Genomic DNA, 25,023 nt, shown 5'->3' with positions numbered 1-25,023 from the left:
GGGGGTTTGTCAGTCAACGCCTGCCGCCGCACAGGAGTGGCCCGCAGGCAGAACGGAGCAGGAACCATGACAGAAACCGCAAAGACGGCGGTCTGTGACGTCCTCGTCATCGGCTCGGGCGTGGCCGGGATGGCCGCGGCGTTGAAGGCCGCCTCGCAGGGAATGAGCGTGATCGTCGCGGAGAAGGAACAGTACTTCGGCGGAACCACAGCGATTTCGGCGGGCTGGGCCTGGGTCCCCGGCAACAGGCGCGGCGTGGCACAGGGCGACACCCGCGACGACGCCGAGACCTACCTCAAGCACCTTGCGCCCGAGACCTTCAACGAGGCCGGGGTACGGAACTTCCTGGACACCGTCCCCGAGGCGATCTCGTTCTTCGAAAACGAAACCGACGTGAAATTCACCTATCCGGAGAAGGCCCCGGACTACCAGATGGACCTGCCCGGGGCGAAGCTGTCGGGCCGGGCCATCCTGCCGCAGGATGTGGACGCACGCGTGCTGGGGGACAAGCGGCTCCTGATGCAGCCGTACATGAGTTCCTACACAGTCTTCGGCTACATGCCGCAGGTGGGGCCGGACATCAACGAGTTCTTCCACGTGAACCAGTCGGTCAAATCCTTTATCTACGTTGCCAAGAAGCTGCTTCGCACCTGGGCCGATGCCGCCCGCTACAAGCGTCCGGTCCTGCGCTCCAACGGCAACGCCCTGATGACCCGCATGGTCAAGAGTGCCGACGACCTGGGCGTCCGTTTGTGGAAGTCCGCACCGGCGCTGTCCCTCACCAGGGACGACGACGGGACCGTCACCGGTGCGGTCATCGGCGGAGAGCGCGCCGTCGCCGTCACCGCGCGGGCCGGCGTCATCCTCGCCGCCGGCGGTTTTTCCGGCAACAGGGAACTGCGGCGGCGGTATTTCCCGCACGACGCCGGCGGCAACGACCACTTCACGCCCACCGTGGGCCACGGCGGTGACGCCGCCACATTGGCGATGGGAGCCGGAGGCTACATCGACGATTCCGTGTTCAGCGTGGGCTCCTGGGCCCCGGTGACAGTCTTCAAATACCTCAGCGGCGAACAGCGGCTGTTTCCGCACCTGCGGGCCATCGGCCTCCCCGGGCTGATCGCCGTCGACCGCCACGGCAGGCGCTTCGGCAACGAGGCCCTGAGCTACCACGACTTCGGCGGGGCCATGATCGAGCACAACAAGGACGAGGACAGGACCTTCGGCTACGTGATCGGCGATGCGAAAACCATGCACAAATACGGCATCGGCTACGCCAAACCGTGGCCTATGCCCCGCGGCTACTTCTACCGGACCGGCTACTTGGTTAAGGGGAACACCCTTGCTGAACTGGCCGGCAAGCTCGGCATCGACGCCGCCGGGCTGGAAGCCACCGTCGCTGAATTCAACCCGGCGGCTGAGCGCGGCCAGGACCCTGCCTTCGGCCGCGGCTCCACCCAGTACAACCACTTCCGGGGCGACCTCGAGCACAAGCCGAACCCGAACCTCGCGCCGGTGGGCAAGGGCCCGTACTACGCGGCGAAGATCCAAGTGGGCGATCTGGGCACGTTCGCCGGCCTCGGCGTCAACGAAAACTCCGAGGTGGTCACGGCCGAAGGGTCGGTGGTTCCCGGACTCCTGGCCGTGGGCGCCGCCGCGGTGAGCGTCTTCGGCGGCGGGTATCCCGGCTACGGCTCCCACATCGGGCCGGCTTTGGTGTTCGGCTACCGTGCCGGACGCGACATCGCCAGGCTTGCGGGTGAGCGCCGCCCCGACCGGACGGGAGACCACGCCGGGTCGAGGCCAGCCAACGCGGTGCCCCGCTAGGCGCCGGGCCGGAGACCGCCATGGCGAACTCGCCCTCGGGGGAATCTGTCATCAGCCGCGTGGTGCGGCTCATGGGCGCCTTTGACCGGGACCTGCCGGCCATGACGCTCTCCGGCCTCGCCCGCCGTGCCGGCCTCCCGCTGACCACGGCGCACCGGCTGGTGGATGACCTGGTCCTGCACGGACTGATCGAGCGGCTGCCGGACGGGAACCTGTGCTCCGGGATGCGGATGTGGGAGCTCGCTGCCCGGAGCTCCCGTGCGCTGAACCTTCGCGAACTGGCGCTGCCGTTCATGGAGGATGTGCAGGCAGCGGTCCACCAGCACACCACCTTGGCCGTTCTGGACCATGGGACGGTGCTGTACGTGGAGCGCCTCTCCTCGCCGCACTCCAGCCTGGACGCAGCCCACATTGCGCAGCGGATGCCCATCCACGCCGCCTCGTCCGGCCTGGTGCTGCTGGCGTTCTCGCCGCCGGCCGTCCAAGCGGGGGTACTCGCGGAGCCCCTGAAGGCCGTCACCCCCGAGACCATCACCGATCCTGGGCTTATCCGCAGGCACCTGGCCGAGATCAGGCAGCGCGGCTACGTGGCCCTGGCCGGCATAGGCGTCACCGAATGGACGGGCATCGCGGTGCCTGTCTTCGGGCCCGGGAACACGATCGCTGCGGCGCTTAACGCGATCGTGCCGCGGCAGGAGGCGGCGGTTCCGTTGATCGTCCCCGCCCTGCTGACCGCTGCGCACGGGATCTCCCGCGCGCTGAAATCCGCTTAGTTGTACTGCCTGGCGGCTTGAATCCGCCCGGCCCGGCCGGCCGGCAGACATTCGCAACCGATGAACGGAAGACCTGTGGGGGCGGGCGCAGCGGATCCCGCACTGTGGAGTGAGAGGCGGATCACATCCGATGACGCCGAAGCCAACCGGAAAGAAGGACGATGATGTCTTGCCCACTGACAGCAACACCCCCGGTCTCCGCACTGTCCCCGACCGCGGTGCCACAGAGGCCGCTGCCCCCGTATTCGCACGAACTTGACTGGCCGGAGGGCCTGGCGCCCTTCAAAGTGGTGGACGACGGGACCCAGGGCGATCCCTACCGCCACTACCAGTGGATGCGCGAGAACGCGCCGGTGCTCCGTGCCCATTCGCCGGTATCGGATGTCTGGTTCATCTCCCGGTACGACGACGTCCGCCGGGCAATGCGGGCACCGAAGGTCTTCTCCTCACAGGTTGTGGACCCGGTCCCGCTGACGTTCCTGACGCTGTTCGACGCCCCCAACCACACGAGGCTCCGCCAAGTGGTGGCGCAGGCGTTCACCCCCAAAGCCATCGCGCGGTTCGAGGACCGGGTGCGGGAGAACGCCGAAAAGTACCTGGCGCCGATGCTCGCTGCAGGCGGCGGGGACGCCGTGGACGACTACGCCATTCCGCTGAGCATGTCCACCATCAGCGCCCTGCTGGACGTTCCGGCCGAGGACTTCGAGAAGATGAAATTCTGGTCCGACGAGACCTTCAGTTACTTCGGCCGGCTGGCCCGCAACGCCCAGGGCACCGGCACCGACGAGCAAAGCACCTTCGAGTTCTTCGCCTATCTCAAAGACACCATGGAGCGCCTGTACCGCGAGGAGAGCGACTCCGTCGGCGGACACATCGCCCGGATGTGGAAGGAAGGCCTTCTCAGCGAGAAGGAAGCCAAGGAACTGTGCGCCTTCGTGTTCGTCGCAGGGCATGACACCACCACCATCCTGCTGGCCAACGCCTTCCGGATCTTCAGCCAACACCCCGACCTGCTGGACCGTATCCGCCGGAATCCGGTCGACGGCAACCTCTTCGTCGAGGAACTGGCGCGCTACCGCGGCACCGTCCAGCGGGCCAGCCGGATCACCACGGAGGAGGTGGAGGTTGCCGGCGTGACGATTCCCGCCGGCGCCATCGTCCGGCTGCTGCCCGCCGCCGCAAACCGGGACAGCAGCAGGTACCCCGACGGCGAACGCTTCGACATCGACCGCAACACCGACGGCCACCTCGGCTTCGGGCACGGCGTCCACAGCTGCCTCGGCGCGCCCCTCGCCAGGCTTGAGGTCCTGGTCACCGTGAAGCTGCTTGCGGAAAAGCTGGCCTCGCTGAGGCTGCACCCGGACAAGCCCATCGAGTACGTGCGCGGCAACAACCTGACGAACTCCGGCCCCGAGCACCTGCACGTAGTTCTGGAGGAAACCAATGCATAGTCGGGCAGACACAGAGGGCTGGGCAGACACACAAGCGCCGGCAGGGGCCAAGGACCCGGTGGTCATCGTCGGCTCGGGACACTCCGGCGTCGCTGTCGCCGCGGGCCTCCGCGCCCGCGGCTGGGAAGGCGGCATTCTGCTGATCGACTCCGAGAGCGGTCTGCCCTATGAACGGCCGCCGCTCTCCAAGGAACTCCTGAAGGACGGCGCCCCCGACGACCCGGCCTTGCTCCGCAAGGAGAAGTTCTATGCGGAGAAGGGCATCGCCCGGCTTGCCGGCGTCACCGCGGAGTCCATCGACAGGGACGGCCGGACCGTGCTGCTGTCTGACGGGACGCGGCAGGCCTACCACCGGCTGGTCATCGCCACGGGTTCACGGGCGCGGCCCCTCACCGTGCCGGGGGCCGGACTTCCGGGAGTGCGCTCCCTGCGGACCCGAAACGATGCCCTCGAACTCAAGCGGCTGCTGGTGCCGGGAGCCCGCGTGGCCATCATCGGTGCCGGATACATCGGACTGGAGGTTGCCGCAGCGGCGGCGAAGCACTGCGAAGTCACGGTGCTCGAATTCCAGGACCGTGTGATGAGCCGGGTAACGTCAGCCCCGGTCTCGCGCCACTTCGAGCAGCTCCACGGGCGGCACGGGGTCCGGTTCGTGTTCGGCGCTGCGGTCACGTCGATCGACGGCGCGGAACGGGCCGAGAACGTGACCGTCGCCGACGGCACCGCCTTTCCCGCCGACGTCGTCCTCGCCGGCATCGGCGTCCTGCCCAACCAGGAGCTGGCCGCGGACGCCGGCATCGAGTGCCGGGACGGCATCCTCGTGGACGGCGACGGCATGACCTCCGATCCCGCCATCTACGCCAGCGGGGACGTCACGCGGTTCACCAGTCCCATCGACGGCGCCAGCCAGCGGCTCGAGTGCATCCAGAACGCGCTGGCGCAGGCAGACAGGGTGGCAGCGCACATCACCGGTCAAGCAGCGGCCGAACCGGAAGTTCCGTGGTTCTGGACCGTCCAGCACGGTGTCCGGCTGCAGACTGCCGGCGTCCGCCATCCCGAGGACGAGGTCATCGTCCGCGGCGAACCCGCCGGTGGCAAATTCTCCGTGGCATACCTCCGCGACGGCGCCCTGGCCGCCGTCGACACCATCGCCAACCTGGCCGAGTTCCGTGCGGCCAAACGGCTTATAGCCCAAGGAGCCCGGATCGACCCGGTGCTCGCAGCGGACCCCGCCATACCCCTCGCCGAAGCCGTCTTCGGCACACCCAACCATGCAGCCGCTGACCTTGCGGCAGCCCGATCCTAAGGAAACCGGCATGAGCAACAACAAACTGACCGTCGTCGACCGCGAAGGCGCCACCCATGACCTCGAGTGGGAGCCGGACCAGAGCATGATGGAGGCCCTGCGGGACAACGACCTCCCCGTCCTGGCATCCTGTGGCGGCACCGCCTCCTGCGCCACCTGCCACGTGTTCCTGGAGCAGGAGGTCTTCGACACCCTCGAGGACCGCAGCGAGGACGAACTCGAGCTGCTCGTGGAGGCCGAAGGCTACCGGGAATGCGGCTCGCGGCTCTCCTGCCAGGTGGGCTTCAGCCGGGACCTCAACGGGGTCACCGTGACGCTGGCGCCGGAAGAGTAGGCGGCTGCGCTCCATTTCGACGGTGCCGTGCCCGCACGACGTTGCGCAACGTCTAGTGGGCGGGGAACCGTCGAAATGGGCAGGGTCCCCGCAGCGCAGCTACCTCCCGGGCGGGTCGGTGACCGTCACCCGCACCGCGCAGGCGTCCGCCGCGGCTTTCTTCAGGACGGCGGCGCGGGGATCGGGAACGTCGAGGTAGGCCAGGCGCGGCAGGCCTGCCCAGGGTTTCAGGGCAGGCAGTGCCAGGACGTCGTCGGCCAGGGCGCGGTCGCCGCCCGGGAGGATGTACTCGAACGCTTGGCCGGCAAACACCAGCCGCGCCTGCTCCGCCACCGCCTCCGCCATCGCGTCCGCCTGGTTGGCGCGGCGCCGGGCGAACCGCTGCTGCGACTGGCCGCCGGCCGCAGTGCGGGACTGCACATACTTGGAACCGGTCTTGGCGGCGAGGATGATCCCCTCGCTGGCCACGGCCACCCCGTATCCGCCGCGGCGGACCAGGAGGAGGCCCACGGTGCGGGGCTGGGAAGCGAGCGATGCCAGCCGCTCCACTAGGCCGGATCCGCGCCCCGGGCGTCCGTCGTCGGGCCACGGGGCCACCAGCAGGGCGGTGGCCCCGTCCGCGGCGGCCAGCCGCACGCCGTCGTCGTGGTCCTCACAGTCAAGGTCACCGTGGCTGGCGGCAAAGCGTTCCACCCAGCCGGCCAGCCGCGCGCCGGGGACGAACGCGGTCCTGGTGGACGCCGCGCGTCCCTGCGCCGCATGTCCGTGTTCCGGACGGCTGCCTGACATTGCCGGTTTCCCCGCTTTCGTGGCCGGATTTTTCCTGCTGGATCTAGAAGTAGCCTATCTATGTGGAAGATCTCTTTGGTTCGGCGGCACAGGACAGCGACGACGGGAACGACGGCGACAACGACGCCGCCGCCGATTCCCGCCCGTTGCGTCCGGCTCAGCCGCGTTCCCCGCGCAGCCCGCTGGCGGTCCGGATGCGCCCCCGCACGCTGGACGAGGTGGTGGGCCAGCAGCACCTGCTGGGCCAGGGGTCCCCGCTGCGGCAGCTGGCGGCCGGTGCCGATGCCGCGGGTCCGGCCGGCCCCAGTTCGCTGATCCTCTGGGGTCCGCCCGGCACCGGGAAAACCACGCTGGCCCATGTGATCGCACGCGGTCCGGGGCGCAAGTTCGTGGAGCTGTCCGCCATCACCTCCGGGGTCAAGGATGTCCGCCGCGTCATGGACGACGCCCTGACCGCCCGCGACCTGTACAAGACCACCACCGTCCTGTTCCTCGACGAGATCCACCGCTTCAACAAAGCACAGCAGGACGCGCTGCTGCCCGGCGTCGAAAAAGGCTGGGTTGTCCTGGTGGCGGCAACCACGGAAAATCCGTCGTTCTCGGTGGTCTCGCCGCTGCTGTCCCGCTCCCTGCTCCTGACGCTGAAGCCGCTCACCGACGCGGACATCGAGGGCCTGCTGGTGCGGGCAGTCGAGGACCCCCGCGGGCTGCACGGCAGCGTCCGGCTCAGCGACGAGGCCCTGGAACACCTCGTCCGGCTTTCCGGCGGAGACGCCCGCCGGGCGCTGACCGCTTTGGAAGCCGCCGCCGGCGTTGCGTTCGGTGACGCGGACGACGTCGAAAGTCCCCTTGCCGGGGACGGCGACACTGATGCGGATGGTGACACCGATGCGGACGGCACAGTTGCCGGCAGTGCGGGGGAGCCGGTCACCGTGGACCTGCGGCACACCGAGCGTGCCGTGGACGCCGCAGCCGTCCGCTACGACCGGGCCGGGGACCAGCACTACGACGTGGCCAGCGCGTTCATCAAGTCCATCCGCGGATCCGACGTGGACGCGGCACTGCACTACCTCGCGCGGATGCTGGAGGCGGGGGAGGACCCGCGCTTCGTGGCCCGGCGCATCGTGATCTCGGCCGCGGAGGACGTGGGCATGGCCGATCCGACGGCGCTGCAGACGGCTGTCGCCGCGGCGCAGGCCGTGCAGCTCATCGGCATGCCCGAAGGCCGCATCGTGCTCGCCGAGGCGGTGGTCCACCTGGCCACGGCGCCCAAGTCCAATGCGGCGTACATGGGCATCAACAAGGCCATCGCCGACGTGCGGGCCGGGCTGGGCAACGGGATCCCCGCGCACCTGCGCGACTCCCACTATCCCGGGTCCAAGCAGCTCGGCCACGGCGTGGGCTACAAGTACGCCCACGATGCCCCGCACTCGGTGGCCGCCCAGCAGTATCCGCCGGACGACCTCGTGGGCCGCGACTACTACGAGCCCACCGCCAACGGCGCGGAGCGGGACATCGCCGTCCGGCTCGAACGGCTGCGGAAGATCGTCAGGGGCAAGTGACCGCCGTGGTAGGATGGATGTTTGTCTGGCAAGGCACGGACGCACAATCCACCGAATTCCACTTCGACGGAGCTGTGCCCTGCGCCCAGTAGCAAAAGGCAGCGGTTGGCCGATGCTCTCCATGATGGAGGCCAGTAACACTGACACACCGCAGATATTGGAAGGACACAAGTGGCTAACAACACTCGTGCTCGCCGTCAGGCACGCCTCTCGCGTGCACTCGGCATTGCTCTGACCCCCAAGGCCGCCAAGTACATGGAGCGCCGTCCGTACGGCCCCGGCGAGCATGGCCGTGCCCGCAAGAAGCAGGACTCCGACTACGCCGTACGTCTGCGCGAAAAGCAGCGTCTGCGCGCCCAGTACGGCATCCGCGAAGCCCAGATGACCCGTGCCTTCGAAGAAGCACGCCGCACCAAGGGCCTGACCGGTGAAAACCTGATCGAACTGCTCGAAATGCGTCTCGACGCCCTCGTGCTGCGTGCAGGTTTCGCCCGCACCATCGCCCAGGCCCGCCAGCTGGTTGTGCACCGCCACATCCTGGTTGACGGCATCCGTGTTGACCGCCCGTCGTTCCGCGTCGGCGAAGGCCAGCTCGTCCACGTGCACAGCCGCAGCGAGACCATGGCCCCGCTCCAGGTTGCAGCAGCCGGCGCCCACCGCGACGTCCTGCCCGCCGTTCCGGCCTACCTGGACGTCAAGCTTGACGCCCTGCAGGCTCGCCTGGTCCGCCGCCCGAAGCGCTCCGAGGTTCCCGTGACCTGCGAAGAGCAGCTCGTCGTCGAATTCTACGCACGCTAAATTTCGGCAGCGTATCCAAAGAAGCCCGTGGCAAGCGCCGCGGGCTTCTTTGTATGTAAGGTACTTGGGGGACATTTGCGGCTGCAGCACTTTGGCCGCCGCATGCCCGGTACAGTTCCACGGAGTTTCAAGGAGATGAACGTATATGTCTGGTGGCGATATTGCCGGCCTGATCGCGGCCGGGGTATTTGCGCTCCTGGTCCTGTTGCTGGCTGTGCCCATCCTCAAGCTCGGGCGGGTGTTCGACGAGGTGCGGACCTCCATCCGCTCCATCAGCGACGGCGCCACTCCGCTCATGGACGAAGTCACGGCCACCGTCTCCACCACCAACCAGCAGCTCAAGAAAGTGGACGGCATCGCCTCCAACGTTTCGGATGCCTCGGCCAACATCTCCGCGCTGTCCTCGCTCGTGGCCGCGACTGTCGGTTCGCCGCTGATCAAGGTGGCCGCGTTCAGCTACGGCGTCCGTTCGGCGTTCGCCAGCCGCAAGAAGCCCGCCACCGGCCGCCGCAGCCGCTAAGCCCACCGGAGAATTGAAATGAAACGACTTGTCTGGATGGGAATCGGCGTGGCCATTGGGGTCATCGCGTTCCGCAAGGTCACCGAAGCACAGTCAGCGCTGGGCCCGGAAGGCCTGAACCGGGCCGTGGGCCGCCTCGCCGACGGCGTCTACGACTTCGCCGACGCCGTCCGCGCCGGCATGCGCGAACGGGAAACGGACCTGCGCGCCGCGCTGGGTGTCGAATCCCAGGACGTCGTCCGCCGCTAAAACGCGCGAGAATTGAAACCTGCAGTGCCCTCCAACACCGGGACTGCCTCTGAATCAAACTGTCACGCGCCAGCATGCGTGAACCAAGAAGGGTAAGTAATCAGCTCATGAAGTCGCAGGAGATCACAAAGCGCTGGGTGGATTTTTTCGTCAGCAAAGGCCACACGGCGGTTCCCTCCGCATCGCTGGTCTCCAGCGACCCCTCCCTGCTGTTCACGGTTGCCGGCATGGTGCCGTTCATCCCGTACCTGACCGCGCGCGAGGAACCGCCCTACACCCGGGCCACCAGCGTCCAGAAGTGCATCCGCACCGGTGACATTGAGGAAGTGGGCAAGACCGCCCGCCACGGCACCTTCTTCCAGATGTGCGGCAACTTCTCCTTTGGGGACTACTTCAAGGAAGACGCCATCAAGTTCGCCTGGGAGCTGCTCACCACGGGCGTTGCCGACGGCGGATACGGACTTCCGCCCGAACGGCTGTGGGTAACCGTCTACGAAGAGGACGACGAAGCCGAGGAACTCTGGCTTAAGAACACCGGAGTGCCCGCTGAGCGCATCCAGCGCATGGGCAAGTCGGACAACTACTGGTCCACCGGCCAGCCCGGCCCGGCCGGCCCCTGCTCGGAGATCTACTACGACCGCGGCCCGGCCTACGGCGCCGAGGGCGGCCCCATCGCCGACGAGAACCGCTACGTGGAGATCTGGAACCTCGTGTTCATGCAGTACCAGATCGACAACGTCCGCTCCAAGGTTGAGTTCGACATCGTGGGCGAACTGCCCAAGAAGAACATCGATACCGGCCTTGGCATGGAACGCCTCGCCATGATCCTGCAGGACGTCGAGAACATGTACGAGACCGACCAGGTCCGTCCGGTCATCGACATGGCGTCCAAGCTCTCGGGCAAGGAATACACCTCCGCGGAGACCGAGGACGATCCGCACCACACTGATGACGTCCGCATGCGCGTCGTGGCCGACCACATCCGCTCGGCCCTGATGCTCATCGCCGACGGCGTCACGCCCTCCAACGAAGGCCGCGGCTACGTGCTGCGCCGCCTCATCCGTCGCGCGGTCCGCTCCATGCGCCTGCTCGGCGTGGAACAGGCCTGCCTGCCGGACCTGCTGCCGGCCTCACGCGACGCCATGAAGGGCGTGTACCCCATCGTGGACACGGACTTTGACCGCATCAGCCGGATCGCCTACGCCGAAGAAAAGGCGTTCCTCCGCACCATCGCCTCCGGCACGGCCCGCCTCGAGGACGCCGTCAACGAATCCAAGGCCGCCGGCCGCCCGCTTTCCGGCGCCGACGCGTTCACCCTGCACGACACCTACGGCTTCCCGATCGACCTGACGCTCGAAATGGCCGAGGAAGCCGGGCTGAAGGTGGACGAGCCCGAGTTCCGCAAGCTCATGCTTGAGCAGCGCCAGCGGGCCCAGGCCGACGCAAAGGGCAAGAAGGGCGGCCACGCCGACCTCTCCGCCTTCCAGGAGCTGCTGGCAGAGGGCGAAACCGTCTTCACCGGCTACACCGACCTCGAGGGAGAATCCCGGGTCCGCGGCATCCTCAGCGGCGGCAGCAAGGTGGCCCAGGCCGCCACCGGCGACGAGATCGAACTCGTCCTCGCCGAGACCCCCTTCTACGCCGAGGCCGGCGGCCAGGCAGCCGACACCGGCCTCATCACCGGTGACGGCTTCGTCGTCGAGGTCCTGGACGTCCAGCGTCCGCTCAAGGGCCTGAGCGTCCACAAGGCCATCGTCCGCGAAGGCGAGATCGCCTCCGACGCGCTGGTCCGCGCCGCAGTGGACCGCGAACGCCGCCACGCTGCCGAGCAGGCGCACACCGGAACGCACATCGTGCACGCGGCGCTGCACCAGATCCTGGGCCCGCAGGCCACCCAGCGCGGTTCGTTCAACAAGGCCGGCTACCTGCGCTTCGACTTCGCCTGGGGTGAAGGGCTGAGCGCCGCCACCAAGTCCGAGATCGAGGAAGTCTCCAACCTCGCCATCCGGAACAACTTCCACGTGGACACCAAGGTCATGGGCCTGGCCGAGGCCAAGGCCCTCGGCGCCATGGCGCTGTTCGGCGAGAACTACGGCAGCGAAGTCCGGGTCGTGGAGATCGACGGCGCGTGGTCCCGCGAGCTGTGCGGCGGCACGCACGTGTCCAACACCTCGCTCATCGGCAGCCTGTCGCTGCTCGGCGAGCAGTCCGTCGGATCGGGAAACCGCCGCGTGGAGGCCTTCGTCGGCATGGACGCATTCCGGCACCTGGCCGCAGAACGCGCCCTGGTGACCGAACTCACCGAAATGCTCAAGGTGCCCTCCGGCCAGCTGGCTGACCGCATCTCCGCGACCCTCACCAAGCTGAAGGCCACCGAAAAGGAACTTGAGCGGCTCCGGAAGGAACAGCTCGCGGCCGCTGCCGCCCAGCTCGCCGGAACCGCTGTGGACGCCGCCGGCGTCCGGGTCATCGCGCACGACGCCGGCCAGGTCAGCGGCGCCGACGACATCCGCGGCCTCGCCCTGGACCTGCGCAACCGGCTGGGCTCCGAAGCCTCCACGGTTGCCGTGGCCGGCGTCAGCAACGACCGCCCGGTCGTCCTGGTGGCCACCAACGAAGCCGCCCGTGCAGCCGGAGTAAAGGCCGGTGCCCTGGTACGGCTCGCCGCCGGAATCCTGGGCGGCGGCGGTGGCGGCAAGGACGACGTGGCCCAGGGCGGCGGCACCGACGCCTCCAAGGTCGGCGCCGCACTGACCGCCGTCGTCGATGCTGTCACCAGGCGCTAGCCAACCGTGACTTCCTCCGCTGAGCCGCACGTCCACCCCCGGGGCATCAAACTGGGGGTGGACGTGGGGACCGTGCGCGTCGGCGTCGCGATTTGTGACCGGGATGAGATCCTCGCCACACCGCTGAAGACGCTGGAACGCAATGCCAAGAAGAATTCGGACGTCCGGATCATTGCCGCCCTGGCGGCGGACCGGGGAGCCGTGCAGATTTTTGTGGGCCTGCCACGGACCATGAAGGGCGAGGAACACGCCTCAGCCCGCATGGCCACGGAGTACGCCCAGCTGTTGGCTGACGAACTGGACCGCGCAGGTTCGGACGTCCCGGTAAACTTGGTTGACGAACGGCTCAGCACCGTCACGGCCCACCGCAACCTTCACGAAGCTGGCATGAGCAGCAAAAATCACCGTAAAGTGGTGGATCAGGTTGCGGCTGCAGGAATACTGCAGCACGCCATCGATATGCAAAAAGCCAGGGGAACGGATGTGGGGAGCCGTGTGCGCGCGCTTCCCCGTACGGGGCTGCCCGGACACGCCGCCGCAGATACTGCTGAACGGCCTGACCCGGATAAGGAAACACGATCTTCAGAGGATGGACAGCTACAGTGAGCCCGGTCAATAGCGACGACTCCTCCGGCGGCCCCTTCGTGGACGCCGGACGGCCCCTGACACGCAAGGAGATCCGCGCCCGCGAGAAGGCCATCACCGCCGAGTCCGGCGATGCCGTGCCCGAGCAGGCCTACGAGTCCGGTGAAGAGGTGCATGCCGGTGTCGGCGCCGCGCAGCGGCCCGGGTCATCGGCTGCGGCTTCCGGTTCGGCGAGCCCCCGGACAGCGGCAGTGCCCACGACTCCGGCCGCCGAGGTTCCTGATGCCCAGGCGCTTCCGGCCGCCGAGGTTCCTGACGCTCCGCCGGTTCCGCCAACCATCCACGACCCCGCCGACCAGGCCGAGGCGGCAGCTCCCGCCGACGCCGGGGATGGGGAAGCTGAGGTCCACGGCATCCAGACTGAGGACGCGCCGCACTATGCCGAGTTCGCTCACGGCCACCACGAGGACATCCAGCATGAAGATGTCCACCACTACGACGTCCACCATGACGCAGTAGCCCACGAGACCTACGATGACCATGCGCACTACGAGCAGCAGGCCGTGGGCCACCAGCTCCTGGCCGGCGCCGAAAGTGCAGCCACGGTGGCACGGCCCTCCAAGAAAGTCCGCCGCCGGCGCCGCCTCGTGGCGCTCCTGCTGACCCTCGCGCTCTTCGTCACCGCCACCGTCGTCGGCGCCCAGTTCCTGAAACCGCTGCTGGGGAACGACAAGCCGGCCGACTATCCCGGCCCCGGCACCGGCCAGGTCAAGGTATCCGTGGTTCCGGGCGAAGGCCCGGTGTCCGTCGCGGCCAAGCTCGAGGACGCGAAAGTGGTGGCCAACTCCGAAACCTTCATCGCGGCCCTGAGCGCGTCCGGCGGCACGCTGAATCCGGGGGAGTACGAGTTCAAGCAGGAAATGAAGAACTCCGACGCCGTCTCCGTCCTCCTCAACGAGGGACAGGCTAAGGTCATGTACTTCGCCCTCAGCGCAGGCCTGCGGATCGATGAATCGCTGCAGGCCATCTCAGAGGGATCCGGCCTTTCGCTGGCCCAGCTCAAGGCACTCAGTGACTCGCCCAAGCAGTTCGGAGTCACCTCCAAGGCGAAGAACCTGGAAGGCTTCCTGGCGCCGGGGGAGTACCGCTTCCCGCTGGGATCCACCGCCAAGGAGATCCTCACCAAGCTGGTCAAGTCCACCCAGGACGAACTGAAGGCACAGGGCGTCACGGACCCCGCCAAGCAGTACGACGTCGTCACCGTTGCCAGCATCGTGCAGGCAGAGGGCGGCCAGGCCGAGTACAAGGACGTGGCCGGCGCCATCTACAACCGCCTGAAGCCCACCAATACGGAGACAAACGGACTGATCCAGTCCGACGCCACCGTCACCTACGGCCTGGGCAAGAAGACCTTCCACATCGACGAGGCCGAAAAAGCCGACAAGTCCAACCCGTACAACACCTACGCCATCAAGGGCCTGCCCGCCGGGCCCATCGGATCGCCGGGCAAGACGGCCATCGACGCGGCGGCCAAGCCGAACAACAACGATTACCTGTACTGGGTGACCATCAACCTCGACACCAAGGAAACGAAGTTCTCCAAGACGCTGGCCGAGCACAACGGCTATGTCGAGCAGTACAACGCCTGGTGTGAGGCCAACCCGGGCCGTTGCGTATGAGCCTGCGGGCAGCCGTCCTGGGGCACCCCATCGGCCATTCGAAGTCTCCGGCTCTCCACCTGGCCGCCTACGCCCGGCTCGGAGCCGACATCGGCTACAGCGCCATCGATGTGACCGAGGAGTCGCTGCCGGCGTTCATGGAGACGGTCCGTGCCGAGCCCGGATGGCGGGGGCTGTCCGTCACCATGCCGCTGAAGAAGGCCATGGTCAGCGAGGTGGACGAGGTCCGCGGCGTCGCCCGCGTCCTCGGCGTCATCAACACCGTGGTGTTCGAGGGTGACGGAGCGTCCGTGCGGCGCGTCGGCTACAACACCGACGTCGCGGGGATCGTCAACGCACTCCGCAACGCCGGCGCGGCCGACGGCCCCGCCGCCGTCATACTTGGCGGCGGCGGAACGGCGGCCGCGGCAGTGGCAGCCCTGCAGGAGCTTGGCGCCGTGTCCGTGGACCTGTACGTCCGGAACACAGCCCGGGCTGAAGAAGCCAGGGCCGCCGCCGGTGGGCTCGGTATGGACATCACCGTCCATTCCCTGGACGGTGCGGTCGAAGCGATGGCCGGTGCCGGCGTCGTAATCTCCACGCTGCCGCCTCGCGCGGCCGACGGAATGGCGGCGGAGCTGGAAGCGCTGGGACGGCGAACCGACGGCGTCCTGCTGGACGTTGCCTACGACCCCTGGCCCAGCAAAATCGCCGCCGCATGGCACGCCGGCGGCGGAACAGTGGTCCCCGGCCTGGAGATGCTGCTCTACCAGGCGGTGGAGCAGGTTCGCCATTTCACGGGCCTGGCAGAGGCCGCAAGTGCCGAAGTCATAGATGTGATGTGCGACGCAGTCGGGGCACCCCGGCGGGTGTCCTGACCGCCAGACATGGCAGGATGGTTTTTATGTTGCGTTGGTTGACCGCCGGTGAATCCCATGGCCCGGCACTGGTCGGAATTATTGAAGGCGTCCCCGCAGGTGTTGAACTCACCAGCGGGCAGATCGCCGATGCCCTTGCCCGGCGGCGGCTCGGCTACGGCCGCGGGGCACGGATGAAGTTTGAGCAGGACGTCGTCACGATCCTCGGCGGTGTCCGCCACGGCATCACCCAGGGCGGTCCCGTCGCCATCCAGGTGGGCAACACCGAATGGCCCAAGTGGGAACAGATCATGTCCGCGGATCCGGTGGACCCCGAGGAACTCGAAGGCCAGGCCCGCAACGCCCCGCTGACCCGGCCGCGCCCCGGACACGCCGACTTCACCGGCATGCAGAAGTACGGCTTCGACGAGGCCCGTCCCGTGCTGGAACGCGCCAGCGCCCGCGAAACCGCCACGCGTGTTGCCATGGGTACCGTCGCCGCCCAGTTCCTGAAGCACCTCGGCATCGAGCTGGTCAGCCACACCGTCTCCATCGCCAGCGTCACCGTCCCCGAAGGCCGGCCGCTGCCGTTGCCTGGCAACGTGATCGCGCTCGACGCCGATCCGCTGCGCTGCTTCGACCGTGAGACCTCCGACGCCATGGTTGCGGAGGTGGACGCCGCCCACAAGGAAGGCGAAACCCTCGGCGGCGTGGTGGAGGTGCTCGCCTACGGCCTGCCGCCCGGACTCGGCAGCTACGTCCACTGGGACCGCCGCCTGGACTCCCGCCTGGCCGCCGCCCTCATGGGCATCCAGGCCATCAAGGGCGTCGAGGTGGGCGACGGCTTCCTCACCGCCGCACGCCGCGGTTCCGCCGCCCACGACGAGATCGTCAAGGACTCCGACGGCAGGATCATCCGCACGTCCAACCGCGCCGGCGGCATCGAGGGCGGCATGAGCATCGGCGACGTCCTGCGCGTCCGGGCCGCCATGAAGCCCATCGCCACCGTACCGCGCGCCCTGAAGACCATCGACATCAGCACCGGCGAGGCGGCCAAGGCCCACCACCAGCGCTCGGACGTCTGTGCGGTTCCGGCGGCCGGCGTGGTGGCCGAGGCCATGGTTGCGCTGGTCCTGGCCGAAGCCGTCACCGAAAAGTTCGGCGGCGACTCAGTGGCCGAGACCGCCCGCAACATCAAGGGCTACCTCGAGAGCATTCCGGCGTCGCTGGATACGATCGGACTCTAGTGCCCCGGAGCAATACACCCTGCGCCGCGGGGGACCGGCCCATTGTGCTCATTGGGCCCATGGCGGTCGGCAAATCCGCGATCGGGCAGCAGCTTGCGCAACAGCTGGACGCCCCGTTCGTGGACACCGACGCGGTCATCGTGGAGGGCAACGGATCCATCGCGGACATCTTCGCCAGCCGCGGCGAGCGGGCCTTCCGGGAGATCGAGGCCCGGACAGTGGCGCGCATCATCGAGGCCGCGGCCGGGACCGCCACCGTGGTCTCGCTGGGCGGCGGTTCGGTCCTGGACTCCGGCACGCAGCAGCTGCTGGAGCGGTGCACGGTTGTGTACCTGGAGTGCGACGCCGATACCGTCGCCGCCCGGATCGCCAAGAACTCCGGCCGGCCGCTGCTGGCGGGTGACGGCATCCGGCGCTGGAAGGCGCTGTTTGCCACCCGGAAGCCGGTCTACGAACGCCTGGCGGACATCGTGCTGGATGTCCGGCAGGGAACCGTGCCGCAGCTGGGCCTGAAGCTGGAAGCGGCACTGTGCGACTTCGCCGCCGCCAAGCCGCACCAAACCACCACCCGCGAGATCAACAAAACCGCGACGACGGCAGCCAACGGAAGTGCTGCCGCGAAACAGGAAGTTGAAAAGTGAGCGAATCAACAGTCATCAAGGTCACCGGCCAGTCGGCCGGGGACAACTACGACGTCGTAGTTGGCCGCGGCCTGCTCGGCACGCTGCCGGGACTGCTGGGGGAGCGCGTCCGCCGCGTCCTCGTCATCCATCCGCGGGCCCTCCGGCTCACCGGCGACACCGTCCGGGACGAACTGGACGCTGCCGGCTTCACCGCCGTCACCGCCGAGATCCCCGACGCCGAGGAAGGCAAGCACATCCAGGTTGCCGCGTTCTGCTGGCAGGTCCTGGGCCAGAACGATTTCACCCGCTCCGATGCTGTGGTCTCGGTCGGCGGCGGCGCCGTCACCGACCTCGCGGGCTTCGTGGCCGCCACCTGGCTGCGCGGCGTCAAGGTCATCCACATGCCCACCAGCCTCCTCGGTATGGTGGACGCCGCTGTGGGCGGCAAGACCGGCATCAACACCGCCGAGGGCAAGAACCTGGTTGGTTCCTTCCACCCGCCCGCAGCCGTCCTCGCCGACCTGGACACGCTGAAGACCCTCCCGCGGAACGAGATCATCTCCGGCATGGCCGAGGTCATCAAGTGCGGCTTCATCGCCGATCCCGCCATCCTGGACCTCGTGGAAAAGGACCCCGACGCCGTGACGGACCCCGGCTCCGACGTTCTCCGTGAGCTGATCGAACGCGCCATCGCCGTCAAGGCCCGCGTGGTCTCGGAGGACCTCAAGGAATCCGGTCTCCGCGAAATCCTGAACTACGGGCACACCCTGGGCCACGCGATCGAACTTGTGGAGCGCTACTCGTGGCGGCACGGCGCTGCCGTCTCGGTGGGCATGATGTTCGCGGCCGAGCTGTCCCGGAGCGTGGGCCGGCTCAGCGACGCCGACGCCGACCGGCACCGCAGCATCCTCGAATCCCTCGGGCTGCCCGTCACCTACCGGCGCGACCGCTGGCAGGGGCTGCTGGACGGCATGCGCCGCGACAAGAAGTCCCGCGGCGACCTGCTCCGTTTCGTGGTCCTCGACGGGATCGCCAAGCCGGGAATCCTGGATGTGCCGGACACCTCCCTGCTTTTCGCCGCCTACCAGGAGATTGCTTCCTGATGCGCGAGGACCAGGGCGGAACAATCGAATGGCCCGACGGCGGATTTCCGGGGATCCGGATCAATCCGGACACCCTGTTGTCTGAGATCGTCAGCGAGGAGACCTGCGCAGCCGCGCTGGAAGCGTCCACGGATCCAGCGGACCAGGTCCTGGTTCTGCTCGTCGAGGGACGCGCTTCAGACGCTGCCGAACTGCTGGCAGAAGCCCGGTACAAGGACCCCGAGTCGTTCACACTACGGGCCTACGAAGCGGACGTCCTGCGCGTCTCCCACCGCTACGACCGCGCCGTCGAGCTCTTCCGGCAGCTCGTATCCGAGGCGCACGGCACCGCCAACGAGGCCCTCGCACACCAGTACCTGGGCCGGGCGTACTTTGCCGCAGGGAACATCGGCGCGGCGGTGGAATCCTTCGCGCGGGCCCTGGACCTCCGGGTGGCGCAGTCCGCCGACGCTGCGCTGATCTACTCCTCAACGGTGGCGCTGCAGCGGGCGCGGGACGTGTTCGAACTGGCGTCCTGAAAAGTGGGCCCGGCTTTTCCGCTAGAATAGTTTCTGGATTTTTGATAAACACACGCTGGCGCGCCGTTCGGCATGCCCGCTTGGCATAACAGCTGGCAGCCAGAACCAGTCAGACACAACCAGAGGAAACCAGTGGCAACCACAAACGACATCAAGAACGGCACCGTCCTGAAGCTCGAGGGCCAGCTCTGGAACGTTATCGAGTTCCAGCACGTCAAGCCGGGCAAGGGCGGCGCTTTCGTGCGCACCAAGATGCGGAACGTCATGTCCGGCAAGGTCGTCGACAAGACCTTCAACGCCGGCCTCAAGATCGAAACCGCCACCGTGGACCGCCGCGACTACCAGTACCTGTACCAGGACGGCGCCGACTTCGTCTTCATGGACACCTCGGACTACGACCAGATCACCGTGTCCGGCGCCACCGTGGGCGATGCCACCAACTTCATGCTCGAAAACCAGATGGTCAACATCGCCATCCACGAAGGCACCCCGCTGTACATCGAACTGCCGCCGAGCGTTGTCCTCGAAATCACCTACACCGAGCCGGGCCTGCAGGGCGACCGCTCCTCCGCCGGCACCAAGCCCGCCACCCTGGAAACGGGCTACGAGATCCAGGTGCCCCTGTTCGTCGAGAACAACACCAAGGTCAAGGTCGACACCCGCGACGGCAGCTACCTGGGCCGGGTCAACGACTAGTGAGCGCCCGCGGTAAAGCCCGCAACAGGGCTCTCGAGGTCCTCTTCGAAGCCGAGCAGCGCTCTGTCTCGGCGTTCGACGTGCTGCGTGCGCGCCGCGAGAGGACCGACCAGATCGTCAATCCGTACACCCTCGAGATCGTTGAAGGCGTCGTGTCGATGCAGGCCACCATCGACGAGTTCCTGGAGACCTACTCACAGGGCTGGACCTTGGAGCGCATGCCGTCCGTGGACCGCATCATCCTGAGGATCGGCACCTGGGAACTGCTATACAACGACGACGTTCCGGACGGTGTTGCCGTCAGCGAAGCTGTCGCTCTGGCCAAGACGCTCTCCACCGACGAGTCGCCGTCGTTCATCAACGGCCTCCTGGGGCGCCTTCAGCAGCTGAAGCCGTCCCTGCTCGCCTGAGCTGAGTTCTACGCAGAAAGCCCCTGCCGGTTTGCCGGCAGGGGCTTTCTGCGTTTTACCGCTGGACTGTGTCTTTACTGCTGGACTGTTCCCTACTGCTGGACGGCGGCCCGCAGCGCGGTCAGGTGGCGCAGTTGCTGCAACTCGTCCTGCTGGTGCGACGGGACATCCCTGCCGCTGAGGATCCGCTGCCGGGTGAAGGCCAGCCGGGTCGCCGCCTTGACGAACTCCTTCATCTCCTCGCCCCGGTTGTAGGACCGGGCCCAGCGGACGGCCTGCCGGCGGCCGCCCGGTGTGGACAGCAGGTCCAACTCCGCCGGAGCGAACCACCCGGCGGCGGCGTACTCCTGGAGCCGCTGCCGGGTAAGCCGCGTTTCCGCGACGCGCAGCACCACGATGCAGGCCACGGCGAGCAGGAAGATCGGGATCTGCACGAGGACGTACTGGGCCAGGAAGTCCTGGCCCATGCTGTTCCACCTGTTGTGCAGGATCATGGCGGGAACCAGGCCCACGAAGAACGCGAGCACCGAAATTCCGGAGTGCCCGCGCCGCGCCGCCAGGCCCATGACCAGGCCGGTGGTCCCGGTGAAGATGGCATGCGCGAACGGCGACATCACCCCGCGCAGGAAGAAGATCTGGACAAGGTCGCTGCCGGGTGTGCCGGACTCGGCGATCGCCCGGCCGAAGTAGAGGATGTTCTCGGTGAACGCGAAGCCGCCGGCGATGGTGAACGCAAACACCACGCCGTCGACCGGCCCGTCAAAGTTCCGGCGGGCGAACAAAAGGAGCAGCAGCAGGCCCAGGGACTTGGCGAACTCCTCCACCACCGGCGCCTGGACGGTGGTCATGAAATCGCGGAAGGACGCCTCGTCGGTGGTGGGGGCCGCCAGGGCGAAGACCGGCTGGATGAGCAGCGTTACGGCGATGGAGACGGCCGCGCCCCAGGTGAAGGCAAAAATCAGCAGGCGCTTCGGTTCCGGTTCCCACCGGTCAATGACGGCCACGGCGGTCAACACCGCCGCCAGCGGGATCAGGGACGCGACGAAGCCGATAACGAAGCCGGTGACACCGGTGCTGGCCAGGAGGAACGGCACCACCAGGAACAGGCTCACGAAAGCCAGTATCCCGCCGCCGACGACGAGCCCCAGGGTCCCTGCCCCCGGGCGGGCGGCCACAGTGGACGCGGCCTCCGGGATAACCTGGTCCACGGCGCGGCCGCTGTGCCCGGGCGCCGGTCTGTAGTTCTGCGGCTGGACGTGTCCCATCCAACTGGGATTCGCGGGCTGGCCGGGGTACTCAGGTCCGGGGAACTGCCTCTGCTGCGGGTTCATCGACATAGACACGAGCCTAGTGCGGTGTGACGGACAACGCCCTCTGCCGGGGCCGGGGACGGACGTCCGTGTGGTAATTTTGGAAGGCAAATGTTCCTTTTTTAATTCCGTCCCGTGAGGCGGGGAAAGGGGAGACGAGCGATGACTCATGTCACGCAGGCACCGGTTCCGGCCAGGGTTGTACTCAACCAGGCGGACATTGACCGTGCCCTCACTCGGATCGCCCATGAAATCCTCGAGGCCAACAAGGGCTCCCAGGATCTGGTGCTGCTCGGCATTCCCCGCCGCGGCTACCCGCTTGCAGTCCGGCTCGCCCAGAAAATCGCCGTCGCCGATCCCGCCGTTGACGCCGCCGCGATCGTCGGCCAGCTGGACGTCACGATGTTCCGGGACGATCTTTCCCACCAGCCCACGAGGCCCCCGCACCGCACCCAGCTCCCGCTGACGGGCATCGACAACAAGGTCGTCGTGCTGATCGACGACGTGCTGTACTCCGGCCGGACGATCCGGGCTGCCCTGGACGCGCTCGTGGACCTCGGCCGGCCGCGCATCGTGCGCCTGGCTGTCCTGATCGACCGGGGCCACCGCGAACTGCCCATCCGTGCCGACCATGTGGGCAAGAACCTGCCCACATCCTCAGCCGAAAAGGTCCGGGTCCGGCTCGAGGAGACCGACGCCGTCGACGGCCAGGCGGTCAACGAAGTGGTCATCGAGGGCGGCGCATGAAACACCTTCTCTCCACCGAAGACCTCAGCCTGGCCAGCGCCGTCCGCATCCTTGACACCGCCGAAGAGATGTCGACGGTGGGGGAGCGCGAGGTCAAGAAGCTCCCCGCCCTGCGCGGACGGACCGTGGTGAACCTCTTCTTCGAAGATTCCACCAGGACCCGCATTTCGTTCGAAGCCGCAGCCAAGCGGCTCTCCGCGGACGTCATCAACTTCGCCGCCAAGGGATCCTCGGTCTCCAAGGGCGAATCACTCAAGGACACCGCCCAGACCCTGTCCGCGATGGGGGCCGACGCCGTCGTGATCCGCCACTGGGCCTCCGGTGCACCGCACAGGCTGGCAGCCACCGACTGGATCGACGCCGCCGTCATCAATGCCGGCGACGGCACCCATGAGCACCCCACCCAGGCACTGCTGGACGCGTTCACCATGCGCCGGCACTGGACCAAGCTCTCCGGCCTGCCTTCCACGGGTGCGGACCTGCGCGGCATGCGCGTCGCCATCGCCGGCGACGTCCTGCACTCCCGGGTCGCTCGGTCCAACGTCTGGCTGCTGCGCACGCTCGGCGCCGACGTCACCCTGGTAGCCCCGCCCACCCTGCTGCCCATCGGCGTCGAACATTGGCCCTGCAGCATCAGCTACGACATGGACGAGACCCTGGAAAAGGGCGTTGACGCGGTGATGATGCTCCGCGTCCAGGGCGAGCGGATGAACGCCTCGTTCTTCCCGTCCACCCGGGAGTACTCCCGCCGCTGGGGCTTCGACGACAACAGGCTCCGCGCACTGGACAGCCTGGGCCTGAAGGACACCATCATCATGCACCCCGGCCCGATGAACCGGGGCCTGGAAATTTCTGCGGCCGCCGCCGATTCGCCCCGTTCCACCGTGCTCGCACAGGTGAAGAACGGCGTCTCGATCCGCATGGCCGCCCTGTACCTGCTGCTCTCCGGGGACACCCGTGAACCAGCCGCCACCCTGAAGGAGAGCAACTGATGGCTGAAGAAACCACGTACCTGATCCGGGGCGCCGCGATCCTGGGCGGCGACGCCGAGGACCTGCTCATCCGCGACGGCGTGATCACGGCAAGGGGCACCGACCTGTCGGAGACAGACGCCGCTGACGGCCCCACGGTCATCGATGCCGCCGGCCTCGTCGCCCTGCCGGGCATGGTGGACGTCCACACGCACCTCCGCGAACCGGGCCGGGAGGACGCCGAAACGGTGGAAACCGGAACCCGCGCCGCAGCCCTGGGTGGCTTCACCGCCGTGCATGCCATGGCCAACAGCACCCCGGTGGCGGACACCGCCGGCGTCGTCGAGCAGGTCTACAGCCTGGGCAAGGCCGCCGGCTGGGTGGACGTCCGCCCGGTGGGCGCCGTCACCGTGGGCCTCGCCGGCGAGCAGCTCGCCGAACTCGGCGCCATGGCAGACTCCCGCGCCCGCGTCCGCATGTTCTCGGACGACGGCATCTGCGTCCACGATCCCGTCCTGATGCGCCGCGCCCTTGAATACGTCAAGGCGTTCGACGGCGTGGTGGCCCAGCACGCGCAGGAACCGCGCCTCACCGCCGGTGCCCAGATGAACGAGGGCGAAGTGTCCGCCGTGCTCGGCCTGACCGGCTGGCCGGCAGTGGCAGAGGAAAGCATCATCGCCCGCGACGTGCTGCTCGCCCAGCATGTCGGCTCACGGCTGCACGTCTGTCACGTGTCCACTGCAGGTTCGGTCGAGATCATCCGCTGGGCCAAGAGCCGCGGCATCAACGTCACCGCCGAGGTGACCCCGCACCACCTGCTCCTCACCGACGACCTGGTCCGCAGCTACGACCCTGTCTACAAGGTCAACCCGCCGCTGCGCACCAATGACGACGTCCAGGCCCTGCGCGCCGCCCTCGCCGACGGCACTATCGATGTCGTGGGGACCGACCACGCCCCGCACCCGAGCGAGCACAAGGAGTGCGAGTGGGCGCAGGCGGCGATGGGCATGACCGGCCTGGAAACCGCCCTGTCCGTGGTGCAGCACGCCATGATCGAGACCGGCCTCATGACCTGGGCCGACTTCGCGCGGGTCACCTCCACCGCGCCTGCCAGCATCGGGCGGCTCACGGACCAGGGCCGGCCGCTCGAAAAGGGCGAACCCGCCAACATTGTCCTGGTGGATCCGGCCGCGCGCTGGACCGTGGATCCCGCCGCGATGGCAACGATGGGACGCAACTCGCCGTTCCGCGGCATGGAGCTCCCGGGCAAGGTGGTGGCCACGTTCTTCAAGGGCCACCCCACTGTCCTGGACGGCAAGCTCAACACGCCCTACCGCCACCCGTCGGAAGTGCCGGTTGCCGGCGCAGCAGGTGCCAACTGATGGAAAAAGTCCTTCCCGGACTTGCGATGCTGGCGGTTGTCGCCGTCGTTTTTGTCCTGATCTGGGTCGGCTGGCGCGGCCGGCTGCGGCGCCAGTCCGGCATCGAGCAGCTGCCGGCGGTTCCGGACGTTCTGGGCGAGCCGCTGCTTTCGGCGGACGGCCAGTACGTGGCCTCCACCACCGCGGGTGACTGGCTGGACCGGATCGCCGTGCACGGCCTCGGCATCCGCACCAACGCGGAGCTCTCCATCCATCCGGAAGGCGTGCTCCTGGACCGCTCCGGCGCGCGGCCGCTGTTCATCCCGGCGGCCTCGCTGGCCGGCGTCCGGCAGGACAGCGGCATGGCCGGTAAATTCGTGGAAAAGGACGGGCTGCTGATCCTCAGCTGGACCCTCGGAACCCACGCCCTGGACACCGGCTTCCGAACCCGCCGTGCCGCGGACAAGCCGGCAGTCCTCCAACAACTTCAGGAAATGATCTCCCCAGGCCCCCAGGCAGGTGCCCATAGTGGAAAGTAATAA

Annotated in this window: 25 protein-coding genes; 23 read left to right on the top strand and 2 right to left on the bottom strand. The window is 67.8% G+C overall.

The genetic code is table 11. The features are described from left to right. The first annotated feature begins 66 nt into the window (after positions 1–66). The 5 genes from ACFVTE_RS13620 (at position 67) to ACFVTE_RS13600 (ending at position 5,691) form a co-directional block, all read left to right on the top strand. Positions 67–1,827 carry an FAD-dependent oxidoreductase gene (locus ACFVTE_RS13620; RefSeq protein ID WP_387101171.1) on the top strand — a complete coding sequence of 587 codons (1,761 nt, stop codon included), beginning with the start codon at positions 67–69 and terminating at the stop codon, positions 1,825–1,827. Between the two features lie 20 nt (positions 1,828–1,847). Beyond that, complete coding sequence (locus ACFVTE_RS13615) at positions 1,848–2,600, top strand: IclR family transcriptional regulator (protein ID WP_387101169.1); 753 nt, start codon at positions 1,848–1,850, stop codon at positions 2,598–2,600. A gap of 161 nt (positions 2,601–2,761) precedes the next feature. After that, complete coding sequence (locus ACFVTE_RS13610; RefSeq protein ID WP_387101167.1) at positions 2,762–4,051, top strand: cytochrome P450; 1,290 nt, start codon at positions 2,762–2,764, stop codon at positions 4,049–4,051. Next, positions 4,044–5,357 (top strand): NAD(P)/FAD-dependent oxidoreductase, encoded by a 1,314-nt coding sequence (locus ACFVTE_RS13605; protein ID WP_387101165.1) that lies wholly within the window; start codon positions 4,044–4,046, stop codon positions 5,355–5,357. Before ACFVTE_RS13610 ends, ACFVTE_RS13605 begins: the two co-directional genes overlap by 8 nt. Before the next feature lie 10 nt (positions 5,358–5,367). Next, positions 5,368–5,691 carry a 2Fe-2S iron-sulfur cluster-binding protein gene (locus ACFVTE_RS13600; RefSeq protein ID WP_190602686.1) on the top strand — a complete coding sequence of 108 codons (324 nt, stop codon included), beginning with the start codon at positions 5,368–5,370 and terminating at the stop codon, positions 5,689–5,691. A 99-nt stretch (positions 5,692–5,790) separates the two neighbouring features. On the opposite strand, the gene ACFVTE_RS13595 is transcribed toward ACFVTE_RS13600, so the two are convergent. Then, positions 5,791–6,480 (bottom strand): acVLRF1 family peptidyl-tRNA hydrolase, encoded by a 690-nt coding sequence (locus ACFVTE_RS13595; RefSeq protein ID WP_387101163.1) that lies wholly within the window; start codon positions 6,478–6,480, stop codon positions 5,791–5,793. 62 nt (positions 6,481–6,542) lie between these two features. On the opposite strand from ACFVTE_RS13595, the gene ACFVTE_RS13590 reads away from it, so the two are divergent. The 14 genes from ACFVTE_RS13590 to nusB all read left to right on the top strand — a co-directional run bounded on the left by ACFVTE_RS13590 (position 6,543) and on the right by nusB (position 20,092). After that, on the top strand, positions 6,543–8,042 hold the full coding sequence (locus ACFVTE_RS13590) for a replication-associated recombination protein A (RefSeq protein ID WP_387101161.1): 1,500 nt from the start codon (positions 6,543–6,545) through the stop codon (positions 8,040–8,042). A gap of 171 nt (positions 8,043–8,213) precedes the next feature. Next, a complete protein-coding gene (gene rpsD, locus ACFVTE_RS13585) occupies positions 8,214–8,840 on the top strand; it encodes a 30S ribosomal protein S4 (protein ID WP_387101160.1) in 627 nt (208 codons plus the stop codon). A 145-nt stretch (positions 8,841–8,985) separates the two neighbouring features. Continuing rightward, complete coding sequence (locus tag ACFVTE_RS13580; RefSeq protein WP_387101158.1) at positions 8,986–9,360, top strand: DUF948 domain-containing protein; 375 nt, start codon at positions 8,986–8,988, stop codon at positions 9,358–9,360. An 18-nt stretch (positions 9,361–9,378) separates the two neighbouring features. Beyond that, a complete protein-coding gene (locus ACFVTE_RS13575) occupies positions 9,379–9,609 on the top strand; it encodes a DUF6167 family protein (RefSeq protein WP_387101157.1) in 231 nt (76 codons plus the stop codon). Between the two features lie 107 nt (positions 9,610–9,716). After that, a complete protein-coding gene (gene alaS, locus ACFVTE_RS13570) occupies positions 9,717–12,395 on the top strand; it encodes an alanine--tRNA ligase (protein ID WP_387101155.1) in 2,679 nt (892 codons plus the stop codon). Between the two features lie 6 nt (positions 12,396–12,401). After that, entirely contained in the window at positions 12,402–13,001 is a 600-nt protein-coding gene (gene ruvX, locus ACFVTE_RS13565) for a Holliday junction resolvase RuvX (protein WP_387101153.1), read from the top strand. After that, positions 12,998–14,659 carry an endolytic transglycosylase MltG gene (gene mltG / locus ACFVTE_RS13560; protein ID WP_387101152.1) on the top strand — a complete coding sequence of 554 codons (1,662 nt, stop codon included), beginning with the start codon at positions 12,998–13,000 and terminating at the stop codon, positions 14,657–14,659. Before ruvX ends, mltG begins: the two co-directional genes overlap by 4 nt. Beyond that, complete coding sequence (locus ACFVTE_RS13555; RefSeq protein ID WP_387101151.1) at positions 14,656–15,516, top strand: shikimate dehydrogenase; 861 nt, start codon at positions 14,656–14,658, stop codon at positions 15,514–15,516. The genes mltG and ACFVTE_RS13555 overlap by 4 nt, the downstream gene beginning before the upstream one ends. A 26-nt stretch (positions 15,517–15,542) precedes the next feature. Further along, on the top strand, positions 15,543–16,742 hold the full coding sequence (gene aroC, locus ACFVTE_RS13550) for a chorismate synthase (RefSeq protein WP_387101150.1): 1,200 nt from the start codon (positions 15,543–15,545) through the stop codon (positions 16,740–16,742). After that, positions 16,742–17,383: a shikimate kinase gene (locus ACFVTE_RS13545; protein WP_387101149.1), complete on the top strand. Its 642-nt coding sequence runs from the start codon at positions 16,742–16,744 to the stop codon at positions 17,381–17,383. The genes aroC and ACFVTE_RS13545 overlap by 1 nt, the downstream gene beginning before the upstream one ends. After that, complete coding sequence (gene aroB / locus ACFVTE_RS13540; protein WP_387101147.1) at positions 17,380–18,468, top strand: 3-dehydroquinate synthase; 1,089 nt, start codon at positions 17,380–17,382, stop codon at positions 18,466–18,468. Before ACFVTE_RS13545 ends, aroB begins: the two co-directional genes overlap by 4 nt. Beyond that, positions 18,468–18,986, top strand: a complete 519-nt coding sequence (locus ACFVTE_RS13535; protein ID WP_387101145.1) for a tetratricopeptide repeat protein — start codon at positions 18,468–18,470, stop codon at positions 18,984–18,986. Before aroB ends, ACFVTE_RS13535 begins: the two co-directional genes overlap by 1 nt. A 132-nt stretch (positions 18,987–19,118) precedes the next feature. After that, the gene (gene efp, locus ACFVTE_RS13530; protein ID WP_003800749.1) at positions 19,119–19,682 is read left to right on the top strand and encodes an elongation factor P; all 564 of its coding nucleotides are present in this window, start codon (positions 19,119–19,121) and stop codon (positions 19,680–19,682) included. Then, on the top strand, positions 19,682–20,092 hold the full coding sequence (gene nusB, locus ACFVTE_RS13525) for a transcription antitermination factor NusB (RefSeq protein ID WP_003800750.1): 411 nt from the start codon (positions 19,682–19,684) through the stop codon (positions 20,090–20,092). The genes efp and nusB overlap by 1 nt, the downstream gene beginning before the upstream one ends. A gap of 92 nt (positions 20,093–20,184) precedes the next feature. Here the strand turns inward: nusB and ACFVTE_RS13520 are convergent, their stop codons facing one another. Further along, the gene (locus ACFVTE_RS13520) at positions 20,185–21,429 is read right to left on the bottom strand and encodes a PrsW family intramembrane metalloprotease (RefSeq protein ID WP_387101144.1); all 1,245 of its coding nucleotides are present in this window, start codon (positions 21,427–21,429) and stop codon (positions 20,185–20,187) included. A gap of 135 nt (positions 21,430–21,564) precedes the next feature. On the opposite strand from ACFVTE_RS13520, the gene pyrR reads away from it, so the two are divergent. The 4 genes from pyrR to ACFVTE_RS13500 are packed head-to-tail and all read left to right on the top strand — an operon-like array spanning position 21,565 to position 25,020. Then, on the top strand, positions 21,565–22,149 hold the full coding sequence (gene pyrR, locus ACFVTE_RS13515; protein WP_387101142.1) for a bifunctional pyr operon transcriptional regulator/uracil phosphoribosyltransferase PyrR: 585 nt from the start codon (positions 21,565–21,567) through the stop codon (positions 22,147–22,149). Further along, entirely contained in the window at positions 22,146–23,141 is a 996-nt protein-coding gene (locus tag ACFVTE_RS13510; RefSeq protein WP_387101140.1) for an aspartate carbamoyltransferase catalytic subunit, read from the top strand. The genes pyrR and ACFVTE_RS13510 overlap by 4 nt, the downstream gene beginning before the upstream one ends. Continuing rightward, positions 23,141–24,502: a dihydroorotase gene (locus ACFVTE_RS13505; RefSeq protein WP_387101138.1), complete on the top strand. Its 1,362-nt coding sequence runs from the start codon at positions 23,141–23,143 to the stop codon at positions 24,500–24,502. The genes ACFVTE_RS13510 and ACFVTE_RS13505 overlap by 1 nt, the downstream gene beginning before the upstream one ends. Further along, positions 24,502–25,020 carry a hypothetical protein gene (locus tag ACFVTE_RS13500; RefSeq protein ID WP_387101136.1) on the top strand — a complete coding sequence of 173 codons (519 nt, stop codon included), beginning with the start codon at positions 24,502–24,504 and terminating at the stop codon, positions 25,018–25,020. Before ACFVTE_RS13505 ends, ACFVTE_RS13500 begins: the two co-directional genes overlap by 1 nt. Positions 25,021–25,023 lie beyond the last annotated feature (3 nt).

This window comes from Arthrobacter sp. NPDC058097 (genome assembly GCF_042884885.1).
Lineage (GTDB): Bacteria > Actinomycetota > Actinomycetes > Actinomycetales > Micrococcaceae > Arthrobacter.
Note: the sequence above shows the minus strand (reverse complement) of the source record. Positions and strands in the feature narration are given on the sequence as shown.